The organism is Gluconobacter wancherniae NBRC 103581, from assembly GCF_007988885.1.
Classification (GTDB): Bacteria; Pseudomonadota; Alphaproteobacteria; order Acetobacterales; family Acetobacteraceae; genus Gluconobacter; species Gluconobacter wancherniae.
This window is the reverse complement of sequence record NZ_BJUZ01000001.1, coordinates 941,119-954,024: the sequence shown is the minus strand read 5'-3', so window position 1 is coordinate 954,024 and position 12,906 is coordinate 941,119. Positions and strand designations below refer to the sequence as shown.

The following is a 12,906-nucleotide window of genomic DNA, read 5'->3' as shown; positions in this document are numbered from 1 at the left end:
GTCCCCGTGTAGACGCAACACGTCCGTAGGATCATACCGCCCCCTACTCAGGACGATATTTTCCCCCTCAGTTGGCTCATAATCTCAAGGGAACGCAGCCGCTTGTCATGGTCATGCAGCGGAACTGCAACCATTAACTCATCAGGCGCATGTTCCTCCACGAACTGTTTAAGGCGTGAAAACACCGACTGAGCGGAGCCAACAAACGTGCAGGACAGCGTATGGTCTAGCATTGCCTGCTCATCGGGGGTCATCAATGCGCTTATATCATCCACCGGCGGCGGAAACGGGATCGGTCGCCCACGCCTTAAGGCAATAAAATACTGATAAAGTGACGTGGAAAGCTGCTGCGCCTCAGCATCCTCAGGTGCGAGGATCGCATTCACCGTAAGCATGATATGGGGCCGCGCGCACCTTTCGGATGGCTCGAAGCGTGCACGATAAAGCTCGATGGCCTGCTTCATCTGCGCAGGAGCAAAATGGGAGGCGAAGGCATAGGGGAGCCCAAGTTGTGCCGCGAGAACTGCGGAAAACAGGGACGATCCCAGTATCCACACAGGCACCCGCAACCCAGCACCGGGAATGGCACGGATCAAATGGGTATCGTGTTCACTGCTTGGTTCGAAATAATGAAGAAGTTCAACTACATCTTCCGGAAAACGGTCGGGCGCCTGCGCATCTCGACGCAAGGCCCGTGCGGTCCGTTGATCTGCCCCGGGAGCACGTCCCAGCCCGAGATCAATACGACCAGGAAAAAGAGTCTCCAAAGTTCCGAACTGCTCCGCCACCACCAAGGGAGAATGATTGGGAAGCATGATACCGCCCGACCCCACACGGATCCGCTGGGTCCCCGCAGCGACATGACCCATCAGAACTGGCGTCGCAGCCGAAGCAATGCCGGGCATTGAATGATGCTCTGCCAACCAGAAACGATTAAAACTCAACTCTTCAGCCTTTTGTGCAAGGGAGAGAGAATTTCGGAATGCCTCTGCTGGGCCAGACCCGCGCTTGATGAGGGAGAGGTCAAGGACGGAAAACGGAATCACTTTTGGCTCCTTTGATGCAGATTACGGTAGGCATCGACAGTCCTGAACTCCATATGGGGTGGATCGCCCATGATTTCACAGTTACGTCCAATTCGAGGGGAAAAAACTGACTAGCGGGTGTGCAATATATAACTTATGGAAATAGTTATTATAACTTATCCCTCATAAAGTCGTTGAATTTTTTCCCAACGCGTATATCAACCTGTCACCTGCCTGATATCTTGCGTTCGAAGGTTGTCTGATGCCTGCTCTATCCTTGTCCCGCCGTGCTGCGTTGGGTGCGTTTGCCGCCGCCATGCTGATAAAAAATGCCAATGCCCAGAGTAATACCACTCTGAGAATTGGCATCATGTCCGGAGAGGACGAAGACATCTGGCGCATCGTCAGCACGAACGCCTCCAAATCAGGTCTCACTCTGAAAATCGTCACTTTCTCGGACTACAGCACACCAAATCAGGCCCTCTCCGAAGGTGACCTGGATGCAAACGCATTCCAGCACGGGCCATTTCTCAAAGCCCAGTCCGAAGCCAACGGCTTCAAGATAACCCCGGTTGGAAACACGTATTTCGCTCCCATGGGCCTTTACTCGCATCGCTGGAAATCACTGCAAGACCTTCCGCCCAACGCCTCGATTGGCGTTCCCAATGACCCGAGTAACGAAGGTCGCGCCCTGCTCCTCCTGCAGACACTTGGCATTTTGAAAATATCGTCTTCCGCGGGCCTGCTGCCAACGGCGCTTGATATTACGGATAATCCCCGGAATATCAGCATCCGTGAGTTGGATGCCGGGGTCGTTGGGCGCGCGCTAACAGACCTTGATGCTGCCGTCGTCAACACGGAATGGGCTCAAAAAGCTGGAATTGATACAATCAAAGAGCGTATTGGCGAAGAAACCCTTCAAAACAACCCATATGTCTGCTTCATTGCGACCAACGCCAAAGACGCGAGCGCTGCCTGGGTCAAGCCATTGGTCAGCGCATACCAACAGCCCAACACCCGTCAGGCGCTTCTGGACGTTTATCACGGCGCAATCGTCCCTGCCTGGACATGACACCACTCCTCGAAATCAGGAATGTAAGCCATCAGTTTGGCGATCATTCAGCACTGACAAATGTCTCTTTCAGCGTCGAACAGGGTGATATCCTAGGGATTATCGGCCGTTCAGGTGCTGGGAAGTCCACGCTTCTGCGGTGCCTATGCGCACTACAGAAGCCTACAGAAGGGGAAATCCTTCTCAATGGAGCAGACCTCGTTTCCCTCCCTGAACGCGCGCTCGTTCTTGAGCGCAGACGCATCGGGCTTGTCTTTCAACATTTCAACCTGCTGAACTCCCGCACAGTCGCTGCCAATATCGCACTTCCCCTTGAAATTTCCGGCATTCCCTCTTCCCGGCGCCGTGCCCGGGTAAAGGAACTGATCGAGATCGTTGGGCTTGAAGGCCACGAGAACAAACGTCCGTCGCAGTTGTCCGGCGGCCAAAAGCAGCGTGTCGGTATCGCACGTGCTTTGGCTACTGAGCCTGTTCTACTGCTTTGTGATGAAGCGACGTCTGCTCTCGATCCGGAAACGACTGCCTCGGTTCTTGATCTGCTGGCCGAAATCAACCGCAGACTTGGCCTCACCATCATTCTTATTACGCATGAAATGGACGTTGTCAGACGCTTTGCACGCAGGGTTGTGGTGCTGGAGCATGGCAAAGTCGTTGAGAACAGCCCCGTCGTAACGCTGCTCAGCGATCCATCACGCAATGAAAATATCGCCCATCTATTCCCTGACACACTTATTCAGATCCCCTCTGATCAGAAAGCTTATCTGCAGACCGATCCCTTTCCAGCATCCGAAGTTCTACTTCGGCTCGGCGACACCGCAGCAAGTCTTCCTTCAGCACTCTTATCCGAGCTTGGTCGAAATTTTGGTGCGGATATTCGTCTCCTGAATGGAGGAATCACACAAGTTGGAGGGCGCAACATCATGGATATGATCATACGCCTGCCAGTTTTTTCGCCAGAAATTCAGATGTTTCTAAAAAATCGCTGCCAGACAGTGGAGGTGCTTGGTTATGTCCCATCTGATCGCTGAGCTGGTTTTCCGCGCAACGCTGGAAACTCTGGAAATGGTCTTCGCGTCCGGTGCTATCGCTGTTCTGGGAGGGCTTCCCCTTGCAGTACTGATGCTCGTCACAAGCCGCCGGGATCTGTTTGATATGGTCTGGCTTTCCCGGCTGCTGGGCACTGTGATCGATGCCCTCCGGGCAGTACCATTCATTATCCTTCTCGTACTACTGATCCCCGTGACGCGCCTGATCGCAGGCACGGCCCTTGGAACGGCCGCCGCGATAGTGCCACTTTCGATAGCCGCGATCCCATATTACGCACGCATCGCCGAGGTCTCACTCAAGGAAGTGGATGCAGGCCTTGTGGACGCAGTACGTGCAATGGGCGGTACGCGGTGGATGGTTATCCGCTATGCACTCATTCCCGAGGCCCTTCCGGGGCTTATCGCAGGTCTAACGGTCACACTTGTAACGCTGGTTGGTGCGTCCGCCATGGCGGGCGCCATCGGAGCTGGCGGCCTTGGAGATCTGGCGATCAGATATGGCTATCAGCGCTTCAACACGACGGTAATGCTGAGTGTTGTAGCAGTTCTGGTGGTCGTTGTTATGAGCATTCAGGCAGCGGGCAACATGGTGGCACGCCGCCTGAGGTAGGCTGTGCCCCCATTCAGGCAATGCTGAACGGGGGCGCTCCCGTTAAGGGGCCGGGTTTGAATGGACCTGATGAATATCGTTGATCTTGGCTTCCAGCTCCGGAGTAATGATCAAATCCGTTGAGCCCAGAACAGTTTCAAGCTGCTCCAAGCTTGTCGCACCAATGATGTTGGACGTGACAAATGGGCGCGATGTGACGAACGCCACTGCGAGCTGTACCGGGTCAAGCCCCTCGTCTTTTGCAAGATCCATGTAAGCCTCGATCGCAACGTCTACACCCGGCTTCTCGTAGCGCTGACCACGATTGAAAAGCGTCGTCCGCGCACCCTCAGGACGCGCGCCATTCAGATACTTTCCGGTGAGGTACCCCTGAGCAAGCGGCGAATAGGCCAGCAATCCAACCTGCTCACGCAGCGCCATTTCAGCCAAACCAATCTCGAACGTACGATTGATCAGGTTATACGCATTCTGAATTGAGACGACCCGGGGGCCGCTCTGCGCGGAGGCGGAAAGAAATTTCGATACACCCCATGCCGTTTCGTTGGATAGACCAACATGGCGGATCTTACCTTCGGCAACGAGTTCTCCAAGTACGGCTAGCGTCTCTTCAATGGGAATTTCGTTATCTGTGGACAGATCGCGGAATGTGGTGCCACCGCTCCCGAAAATACCGATTTTCCGATCCGGCCAATGAAGCTGGTAAAGATCAATGTAGTCCGTTCCAAGTCTGCGTAGGGAGCCCTCAACAGCATAGCGGATCTGCTTTGCGTCCAGTCGAGTTTCCTCGCCTTCCGGACGAAACCAAGGTGAATTACCACGACCGACGACCTTGCTTGCGATAACAAGCTTGTCCCGACCTCCCTTTGCCTTCAGCCAGCTTCCGATGATGGTTTCGGTTGCACCATAGGTTTCCGCACGCGGAGGAATGGAGTACAGCTCGGCAGTATCAATGAAGTTGATACCGTGATCGAGTGCCATATCGAGCTGAGAATGGCCTTCAGCTTCCGTGTTCTGCTGGCCGAACGTCATCGTTCCAAGACAGATTTCACTGACCATGACGCCAGTACGGCCGAGTTCACGCTGCTTCATGTTTAATCGCCTGATGATATGGGTAAAAAACCGAACCCGAAAACAGATGCCTGAAGCCTGCACCCTCGCGAGTTCGAGAGGCGCGATTGTTGCTGCAAGATGCAAGCGACGCAACCCTGCAAAGGACGTGTTTTGCAAGCGCGCCCAATCCCCCTTATCTAGCCGACACACATGCGGCTACAGCAACAGGGACGAGGAAAACTGATGGCAGTCGAAATCGTGCCAGGTGTGATACTGGCGGACAGCGAGCTGGAAGTGACGTATATTCTGGCGTCGGGCCCCGGAGGGCAGAACGTCAACAAGGTTGCAACAGCCGCCCAGCTCAGGTTTGACGCAGCAAACTCCCCCGCCCTACCCGAGCGTATCCGCCGACGCCTCATTGAACTGGCGGGTAGCCGTGCGACACGTGACGGAACGATCGTCATGACCGGGCGTCGGTTCAGAACACAGATCCGTAACCGAGAGGACGTAATCGAAAGACTTGCTGCACTCATCCGGGAAGCATCTGAGCGACGGGCTTTTCGTGTGGCAACACGCCCAGGGAGAGCCGCAAAGCAACGCCGTCTTGACGGCAAGGCGCACCGCTCCACAACGAAACGCAACCGTCGGGTGCGCGCAGACGACTGATCCGACAGAGCGTATACCCCGCCGGATCAGCCAGCTCTTACTTGGCGGCGGTCAAGCCGCGATGTGCAAGCATAGGACCGATGTCCGGGTCCTTGCCATAGAATGCGCGGAACATGGGGCCGTAATCCATCGTGTTACCCTTGGACAGGATCATGTCACGGAACCGCTGACCATTTTCACGCGTGAGTCCACCATGATTCTGAAACCAGGAGAACGCATCCTGATCCAGCATCTCGGTCCACAGATAAGCATAGTATCCGGCCGAATAGCCATTGGACCAGATATGCAGGAAATATGTTGAGCGATAACGAGGCGGAACATCGGCTACGTCCAGCCCCATGCTGTTCAGCGCATCTGCTTCGAATTTGTCTACATCCTGCAGGGGTGCACTGGCAGGCAAGCCATGCCACTTCATGTCCAACTCAGCGGCGGCTACGATTTCACCTAGAGCATAACCCTGGTTGAAGTGAGCAGCTTTCTTGATTTTGGCAACCAGTTCGGCTGGCATCGGAGCGCCGGTTTTGTAGTGACGCGCATAATGGGCGAACACCTTGGGATCCATGGCCCAATTTTCATTGAACTGAGACGGGAACTCAACAAAGTCCCGCGCCACACTCGTGCCCGAGAGCATCGGATATGTCTGGCTCGCGAACAGTCCATGCAGCGCATGGCCAAACTCATGGAACATCGTGGTGACGTCATCAGACGTAATAAGCTGCGGTTGACCCGGCGCGGCTTTCGTGAAGTTCGCTACGTTATAGATAACGGGACGCGTACCCAGCAGAGTGGACTGGCCAACAAAGTTGGACATCCATGCGCCGCCAGATTTGTTGTCGCGCTTGAAGTAATCAAAATACATCAGGCCGAGGGGAGAGCCATCCTTGTCTGAAACTTCATAGACCATAACATCCGGGTTATAAGTCGGGATATCCGAGCGCGGCTTGAAGCTGATGCCGTAGAGCTGTTCCGCAGCAAAGAACACGCCGTCCTGAAGGACTGTTTTGAGTTCGAAATACGGCTTGATATCGTCCTGGTTCAGCGCATATTTCTCGCGACGTACCTGCTCTGAATAGTGCGTCCAATCCCATGGCTGAAGCGTGAATTTCTGACCATCTTTCCTGATGGCTTCCTGAAGTTCCGCGGCCTCACGCTTCTGCTCCGCTGCAGTGGCAGGGACGAGCTGCTGCATGAAATTTTCAGCTGCTTCGGGCGTTTTCGCCATTTGATCATATAAAGTATAGGCCGCGTAGTTCGGGTAGTTGAACAGCGCGGCTTTCTGGGCGCGAAGTTTGGCAAGCGCGGCGATGGTTGCGCGCGTATCGTTGCCGTCTCCCTTCTCCGCCCGGGTCCAGCTATTATCGAACAGAGCCTTGCGTGTGTCGCGGTTCGTGAGTGAGGAAAGTGCAGGTTGCTGCGTCGTATTCTGCAAAGCTAGAACCCACTTGCCTGCGAGTTTCCGCCCCTCTGCATCTTTCTGAGCCGCAGCGATGCTTCCCTCGTCCAGACCTGCCAGTGCTTCGCGGCGATCAACAACCAGTGCACCAGCCTTGGCGCTTGCGATGAGCTTCTGCTCGTAGACCGTTTCAAGCTTGGAAAGCTGTGTGTTGATCGCACGTAACTTCACCTTGTCCGCAGCAGAAAGCTGGGCGCCGGCATGCACAAACTGCTGGTAATAAACATCCAGAAGCTTTGCCTGCTCTGGTGTCAAAGACAACTTCGCACGAGCGTCATAGAGCGTCTTGATACGGCCAAAGAGACGGGCGTTAAGATAGATTGCGTCTTCATGCTGCGAAAGGCGGGGAGCTTCGGCACTCTGTACCTTATCGAGAGCATCGTCCGTGTTTGCCTGATAAACGCCGTAGAATGTCTCCTGAACACGCCCAAGAAGCTGGCCAGCACGCTCCATGGCGACGATTGTATTATCAAATGTCGGCTTGGCGCGGTTATTCGCGATTGCAGTGACTTCACGAAGGTGATCCGCCATTCCGCGCTCAAAAGCGGGCGCGTAATCGCTATCTTTTATCAAGTCGAAACGTGGGGCCTGATAAGGCAGCGTACTTGCACTGAAAAACGGATTTGTTGGCGCGGCCTGCGCAACCCCGGCCAATAATGGCGCGAGAGTGAGTGCAAGGGCGGTTTTCGTCCACAGTCCGGAAGTCATCAAATCATCCTGCTCATTACAATGTTGCGGCTGAGCGTAGGTGATTCAAATCCGAGCGTCAAACCGGCCATCACTCCGAAATATAAAATAATTTGTTTTATATCATATACTTACGTGTTTTTTATTTCCCGTACGAACATAAAATGCGGCGCACATATGTATCGCCATCACCTAACAAACGTCACAAAATATAAAATATCACATAAAAATTGAGACAAATAACATTTTATTTGGTACGAAAAATTCATCATACACGATTCAAGCCTAGACCATCATCATGAAAGGCACTCATAAATTGTCAGCAAATTCGTCAAAAATTGAATTATTCTTCATTCTGGAAGACCATATTTTCGTGAGCGGCACAAACTGACGGACCTGAAAAACGCTTAACGTTAGATATGTGATTTATACCCTTTAAATGTTTATTCGGTGTTTGGTATGGCGCTTATGGATCTGTTTCTCGGAATTGATGTAGGCACAGGGAGTGCACGCGCTGGCCTTTTTACACTTTCGGGTGAGAAAAAGGCTTCTGCGATTGTTCAGACGCAGACATGGCGCCCTCTCCCGGAATATGCCCAGCAATCTTCTACAGACATCTGGGCCGCAATCTGCCTGAGCGTTAAAACCGCCCTCTCTCAGATCAGTGAGCCCTTCCAGGTTTGCGGTATAGGCTTTGATGCGACGTGCTCTCTCGTTGTTCTGGATAAGGATGGCAACAGCCTGTCCGTTGATCCTGCCGGAGCAGCAGAACAGAACATCATCCTCTGGGCCGATCATCGTGCTATCAACGAAGCCCGCGAGATCAACGAAGGCGGCTACGACGTACTGCGTTATGTCGGGGGCAGCATTTCCCCTGAAATGGAGACGCCAAAGCTTCTCTGGTTGAAACGCAATCTTCCCGAAATATTTGCAGACGCTGGATATTTCTTTGATCTTCCGGATTTTCTGACTTGGCGTGCAACGGGCGCGGACTCACGCTCCACCTGCTCCACAGCCTGTAAGTGGACGTATCTTGCCCATGAATCACGGTGGGATGACAGTTACTTCAGCGCAATCGGGCTCGAAGAGCTCACACGGGATGGACACCGTAAAATCGGCAGTGACATCCGCGCACTTGGTGGCAAAGTTGGCAATGGCCTGAGCGCCAGCGCTGCCCGCGAACTTGGCCTGCAGGAAGGCATTCCTGTTGGGGTATCTGCCATAGATGCGCATGCTGGCGGGATCGGGCTACTGGGTATCGCGGGTGATCATACACTCGCAGATGATCTCCTGAACCGCTCGATAGCACTTATCTGCGGAACGTCCAGCTGTCATATGGCCGTATCCAAAGAACCCCGTTTTGTTGCCGGGGTATGGGGTCCCTATTCCGAGGCGATGGTACCCGGAATGTGGCTCAATGAAGCTGGCCAGTCTGCTACGGGTGCGTTGATTGACTTCATTATTTCCAGTCACGCTGCAGGACCCGGACTGAAGGCTGAGGCGAACCTCGCCAAAGGCAATCTATACGGGATGCTTAATGCGCTTGTGCTCGAACATGAAAGCGAGACCCTTCCCGGAGCGATAACGTCCAGGCTGCATGTTCTCCCCGATTTCCACGGCAATCGCTCGCCCCATGCTGACCCGGATCTTCGGGGCGCGATCGACGGATTGAGGCTCGCGGCGTCTCGCGAAGATCTGGCCCTGCTTTATCTCGCGACATTGCAAGGACTGGCGTATGGCACGCAGGACATCATTGAGGCTCTAAACGCTCGCGGGTACGGGATAGACACCATCCTTGCGACTGGCGGCAGCACCAAGAACCCGATCTTCCTACGGGAGCATGCAAACGCCACGAACTGCAGGATCCTACTGCCAAAGGAGCCCGATTCAGTGCTTCTTGGGGCAGCCATCCTTGGCGCCGTGGCGGCTGGTTCCTACTCCGATCTTCGCAGTGCGATGGCGCATATGAGCCATGCTGGCGACGAAATCCTGCCTGATCCCCGGACTGCACGGTTCCACAGCATCAAGCACGAAATAGCCCGCGACATGCTTGCAAGGCAACGCGACTACAGAGCCCGCATGCAGAGCGTCTGTGGATAGGAGGCCTGAGCACCAAAGCCAAGCGCGTTTTCCCTTTTCATCCATACCGGAAAAACCCCACGGCCTCCTCGCATTCAGGACACGCCGTTCAAAAAGGTCATTAACCATGTCCCGTCTTACCCAAGCTCTCTGCCTTGCCGGCCTGACCGCCCTCTCATGCGGTTCGGCCCTCTCAACCGCGCACGCTGCTGGAACGCTGACGATCGCAACCGTCAATAACGGCGATATGATTATCATGCGTCAGCTTTCGAGCGCGTTTGAGAAAGCTCATCCAGACATTCACCTGAACTGGGTAACCCTTGAGGAAAACGTGCTGCGTCAGCGCGTGACCACCGATATTGCGACCGGAGCTGGACAGTTTGATGTCATGACCATCGGAAATTACGAGGTTCCGATCTGGGCCAAACAGAAATGGCTCGCGGAAGTAACGCCTGATGCTGCATATGACATGTCCGACATTCTCCCTTCCGTCCGCGAAGGTCTGATGAATGACGGTAAGATCTACGCCCTGCCGTTTTATGCAGAAAGCGTGATGACCTACTACCGCAAGGACCTATTCCAGAAAGCAGGTCTGAGCATGCCAGAATCACCTACATACGATCAGATCAGGCAGTTCGCGGACAAGATCACAGATAAGGAAAATCAGGTTTACGGCATTTGCCTTCGTGGAAAGCCCGGCTGGGGTGAAAACATGGCCTATGTCACATCCCTTGCGAACACGTTCGGTGCGCAATGGTTCGATATGTCCTGGAAGCCCGCCCTGAATTCGGACGCATGGAAGAATGCACTGAACTGGTATGTCTCTGCCATGAAGGCAGATGGCCCTCCGGGTGCCACATCAAACGGCTTCAACGAAAACCTTGCCCTCTTCGCGAGCGGACATTGCGGAATGTGGATTGATTCCACGGTGGCGGGTGGTCTGCTGTTTGACCCAAAACAGTCTCAGGTCGCAGATAAGGTCGGCTTCACCGCCGTTCCAAAAGGAACTTATGGCAAGGGCCCAACCTGGCTGTGGAGCTGGAACCTCGCCATCCCCGCAAGTTCCAAGCACCGCGCTGATGCAGAGACATTCATTACATGGGCTACGTCCAAGGAATATGTGAAACTTGTCGCGGAGAAAAAGAGGTGGGTTGCCGTACCAGCGGGAACGCGCGCGTCAACCTATGCAAACCCGGACTATCAGAAAGCAGCGCCTTTTGCCTCTTTCGTTCTGAACGCCATCAAGACGGCTGATCCAAGCGGCCCCACCGCACAGCCACGCCCTTATATCGGCGCGCAGTTCGTTGGAATTCCGCAGTTTCAGGGGATCGGCACTCAGGTCGGACAAACCGTCGCTGCAACGCTGTCAGGTCAGATGAGTGTGGAGCAGGCTCTCACATCGGCACAGGCTTCCGTCGGGCGTACAATGCGCCAGTCCGGTCACGGCCAGTAAGGCGACATTCCGATGCAAGCCGTACTTAACACAAGCGCAGCGCCCTCGGCGCCGGCCAGAAAAGGAAAAGGGGCAGGTTTTCTGCTCCTTTCTCCGGCAGTGTTCATCCTGCTGGTATGGTCCATTGTGCCATTGGTCATGACACTGTGGTATTCACTGCAGAACTACAACCTTGTTGATCCCACACTTCATGGCTTCGCCGGAATCAACAACTACTGGTACCTTCTCACCGATCCGGACTTCCTCCAGTCCTTGCTGAACACCCTGCTTCTGGTGGCCGGAGTTCTGGTGATCAGTGTTGGCGGCGGGACACTCCTGGCAGTTCTGTATGATCAGGATTTCTTTGGTCGTGGCATAGCGCGCGTACTGGTCATATCACCATTTTTCGTCATGCCGACGGTTTCCGCGCTTTTGTGGAAAAACCTGATGCTTCATCCGATCTATGGCGTATATTCCGCCATGATGCGTGCGGTAGGCCTCACGCCCATCGACTGGCTTTCGCAGTACCCGTTGGCAACGGTCATGATGATCGTTTCGTGGGAATGGCTGCCATTCGCCGTTCTTATTCTCCTCACGGCTGTGCAGTCGCTCGATGGAGAGCAGAAAGAGGCTGCCCGCATGGACGGCGCTGGCCCGATTGCGCGCTTTCGCTATATCATCCTGCCCCATCTCAGCCGCGCCATCAGCGTCGTGGTTATGATCGAGACGATCTACCTGCTCACAATCTTCGCGGAAATCTCGGTGACGACGGCAGGTGGGCCTGGAGTTGCCTCCAGCAATCTCGCGTTTCTCATCTATTCCCGCGCCCTGCTCCAATTCGACGTTGGGGGAGCCTCAGCCGGCGGCGTCATTGCCATTGTGATTGCCAATATTGTGGCGGCCTTCCTCGTGCGCGCTGTTGCACGTAACCTAGAGGTGTGACATGGCTTTCAAAGTCAATTGCGGCAAACAGATCGCTGTTACCCTGCTGGGTTGGGGCGTTGCGCTCTGGGTATTCTTCCCGATCTTCTGGATGTTCCTAACAGGATTCAAAAGTGAGGTTCAGGCTGTCTCGACCCCACCACAGCTCTTCTTCAAGCCTACTCTGAGCAGCTACGCAGAGGTGTTCGAGCGCGCCAATTACTGGCACTTTACGATCAACACCGTTCTGGTGTCTGTCATAGCGACCGGCGTTGCGCTCGCACTTGCTGTTCCTGCGGCCTATTCAATGGCGTTCATGCCTTCAAAGCGGACACGCAGCACGCTGCTGTGGATGCTGTCCACACGGATGCTGCCTTCCGTGGGCGTCCTCGTCCCGATCTATTTGCTGGCTCGTAATGCCCATCTGCTGGATACGGTTCTGGGTCTGGCGATCGTGGACATGCTGACCAACTTGCCAATCGTGATCTGGATGCTTTTCACGTTCTTCCGGGAAGTGCCCGCTCCGATCCTGGAAGCAGGCAGAATGGACGGTGCATCACGTTGGCAGGAAATGACGATGGTCCTGCTTCCTTTAGCATTGCCCGGCATTGCATCGACCGCCCTGCTCTCTTTGATCCTTTGCTGGAACGAGGCTTTCTGGTCTTTGAACCTCACATCGTCCAACGCAGCTCCGCTAACAGCTTTCATCGCGTCATTCTCATCTCCTGAAGGCCTGTTTTTCGGCAAGCTTTCGGCCGCTTCCACGCTGGCCGTGGCACCGATCCTCGTTTTTGGCTGGTTCAGCCAGAAGCAACTCGTACGCGGCCTGACCTTCGGAGCAGTGAAGTGATCCTACTCCTCCTCC

The 12,906-nt window shown here is 54.5% G+C and carries 11 protein-coding genes; 8 read left to right on the top strand and 3 right to left on the bottom strand.

Annotation, left to right across the window (positions count from 1 at the left end; genetic code table 11):
* Positions 1-47: 47 nt before the first annotated feature.
* Positions 48-1,046 (bottom strand): LLM class flavin-dependent oxidoreductase, encoded by a 999-nt coding sequence (locus GWA01_RS04345; RefSeq protein ID WP_146794369.1) that lies wholly within the window; start codon positions 1,044-1,046, stop codon positions 48-50.
* Between the two features lie 241 nt (positions 1,047-1,287).
* Here GWA01_RS04345 and GWA01_RS04340 point away from each other — a divergent pair, with 241 nt between their 5' ends.
* Genes GWA01_RS04340 through GWA01_RS04330 form a run of 3 tightly spaced genes read left to right on the top strand, consistent with a single transcriptional unit; the run spans position 1,288 to position 3,753 of the window.
* Positions 1,288-2,097, top strand: a complete 810-nt coding sequence (locus tag GWA01_RS04340; protein ID WP_146794367.1) for a MetQ/NlpA family ABC transporter substrate-binding protein — start codon at positions 1,288-1,290, stop codon at positions 2,095-2,097.
* Positions 2,094-3,125, top strand: coding sequence for a methionine ABC transporter ATP-binding protein (locus GWA01_RS04335; protein WP_146794365.1), 1,032 nt, complete (start codon positions 2,094-2,096; stop codon positions 3,123-3,125). The genes GWA01_RS04340 and GWA01_RS04335 overlap by 4 nt, the downstream gene beginning before the upstream one ends.
* The gene (locus GWA01_RS04330) at positions 3,106-3,753 is read left to right on the top strand and encodes a methionine ABC transporter permease (protein ID WP_146794363.1); all 648 of its coding nucleotides are present in this window, start codon (positions 3,106-3,108) and stop codon (positions 3,751-3,753) included. The genes GWA01_RS04335 and GWA01_RS04330 overlap by 20 nt, the downstream gene beginning before the upstream one ends.
* Positions 3,754-3,795: 42 nt before the next feature.
* On the opposite strand, the gene GWA01_RS04325 is transcribed toward GWA01_RS04330, so the two are convergent.
* Positions 3,796-4,842, bottom strand: a complete 1,047-nt coding sequence (locus GWA01_RS04325; protein WP_146794360.1) for an aldo/keto reductase — start codon at positions 4,840-4,842, stop codon at positions 3,796-3,798.
* Positions 4,843-5,046: 204 nt separating this feature from the next.
* Here GWA01_RS04325 and arfB point away from each other — a divergent pair, with 204 nt between their 5' ends.
* Positions 5,047-5,469, top strand: coding sequence for an alternative ribosome rescue aminoacyl-tRNA hydrolase ArfB (gene arfB, locus GWA01_RS04320; RefSeq protein WP_146794358.1), 423 nt, complete (start codon positions 5,047-5,049; stop codon positions 5,467-5,469).
* A 37-nt stretch (positions 5,470-5,506) separates the two neighbouring features.
* On the opposite strand, the gene GWA01_RS04315 is transcribed toward arfB, so the two are convergent.
* Entirely contained in the window at positions 5,507-7,630 is a 2,124-nt protein-coding gene (locus tag GWA01_RS04315) for a M3 family metallopeptidase (RefSeq protein ID WP_146794355.1), read from the bottom strand.
* A 447-nt stretch (positions 7,631-8,077) separates the two neighbouring features.
* Between GWA01_RS04315 and GWA01_RS04310 the strand changes: the two genes are divergently transcribed.
* The 4 genes from GWA01_RS04310 to GWA01_RS04295 all read left to right on the top strand — a co-directional run bounded on the left by GWA01_RS04310 (position 8,078) and on the right by GWA01_RS04295 (position 12,891).
* Positions 8,078-9,709: an FGGY-family carbohydrate kinase gene (locus GWA01_RS04310; protein ID WP_146795518.1), complete on the top strand. Its 1,632-nt coding sequence runs from the start codon at positions 8,078-8,080 to the stop codon at positions 9,707-9,709.
* 106 nt (positions 9,710-9,815) lie between these two features.
* Positions 9,816-11,141 (top strand): ABC transporter substrate-binding protein, encoded by a 1,326-nt coding sequence (locus GWA01_RS04305; protein ID WP_146794353.1) that lies wholly within the window; start codon positions 9,816-9,818, stop codon positions 11,139-11,141.
* A gap of 12 nt (positions 11,142-11,153) precedes the next feature.
* Positions 11,154-12,062 (top strand): carbohydrate ABC transporter permease, encoded by a 909-nt coding sequence (locus GWA01_RS04300; protein ID WP_146794351.1) that lies wholly within the window; start codon positions 11,154-11,156, stop codon positions 12,060-12,062.
* A 1-nt stretch (position 12,063) separates the two neighbouring features.
* Positions 12,064-12,891, top strand: a complete 828-nt coding sequence (locus GWA01_RS04295; RefSeq protein WP_146794349.1) for a carbohydrate ABC transporter permease — start codon at positions 12,064-12,066, stop codon at positions 12,889-12,891.
* Positions 12,892-12,906 lie beyond the last annotated feature (15 nt).

What these genes read in the sequence shown, in the direction of transcription:
- GWA01_RS04295 (WP_146794349.1), top strand. Translation starts at nt 12,064, where the DNA reads ATGGCTTTCAAAGTCAATTGCGGCAAACAGATCGCTGTTACCCTGCTG.
- GWA01_RS04315 (WP_146794355.1), bottom strand. Translation starts at nt 7,630, where the DNA reads ATGACTTCCGGACTGTGGACGAAAACCGCCCTTGCACTCACTCTCGCG.
- GWA01_RS04325 (WP_146794360.1), bottom strand. Translation starts at nt 4,842, where the DNA reads ATGAAGCAGCGTGAACTCGGCCGTACTGGCGTCATGGTCAGTGAAATC.
- GWA01_RS04305 (WP_146794353.1), top strand. Translation starts at nt 9,816, where the DNA reads ATGTCCCGTCTTACCCAAGCTCTCTGCCTTGCCGGCCTGACCGCCCTC.
- GWA01_RS04330 (WP_146794363.1), top strand. Translation starts at nt 3,106, where the DNA reads ATGTCCCATCTGATCGCTGAGCTGGTTTTCCGCGCAACGCTGGAAACT.
- GWA01_RS04340 (WP_146794367.1), top strand. Translation starts at nt 1,288, where the DNA reads ATGCCTGCTCTATCCTTGTCCCGCCGTGCTGCGTTGGGTGCGTTTGCC.
- GWA01_RS04310 (WP_146795518.1), top strand. Translation starts at nt 8,078, where the DNA reads ATGGATCTGTTTCTCGGAATTGATGTAGGCACAGGGAGTGCACGCGCT.
- GWA01_RS04335 (WP_146794365.1), top strand. Translation starts at nt 2,094, where the DNA reads ATGACACCACTCCTCGAAATCAGGAATGTAAGCCATCAGTTTGGCGAT.
- GWA01_RS04300 (WP_146794351.1), top strand. Translation starts at nt 11,154, where the DNA reads ATGCAAGCCGTACTTAACACAAGCGCAGCGCCCTCGGCGCCGGCCAGA.
- arfB (WP_146794358.1), top strand. Translation starts at nt 5,047, where the DNA reads ATGGCAGTCGAAATCGTGCCAGGTGTGATACTGGCGGACAGCGAGCTG.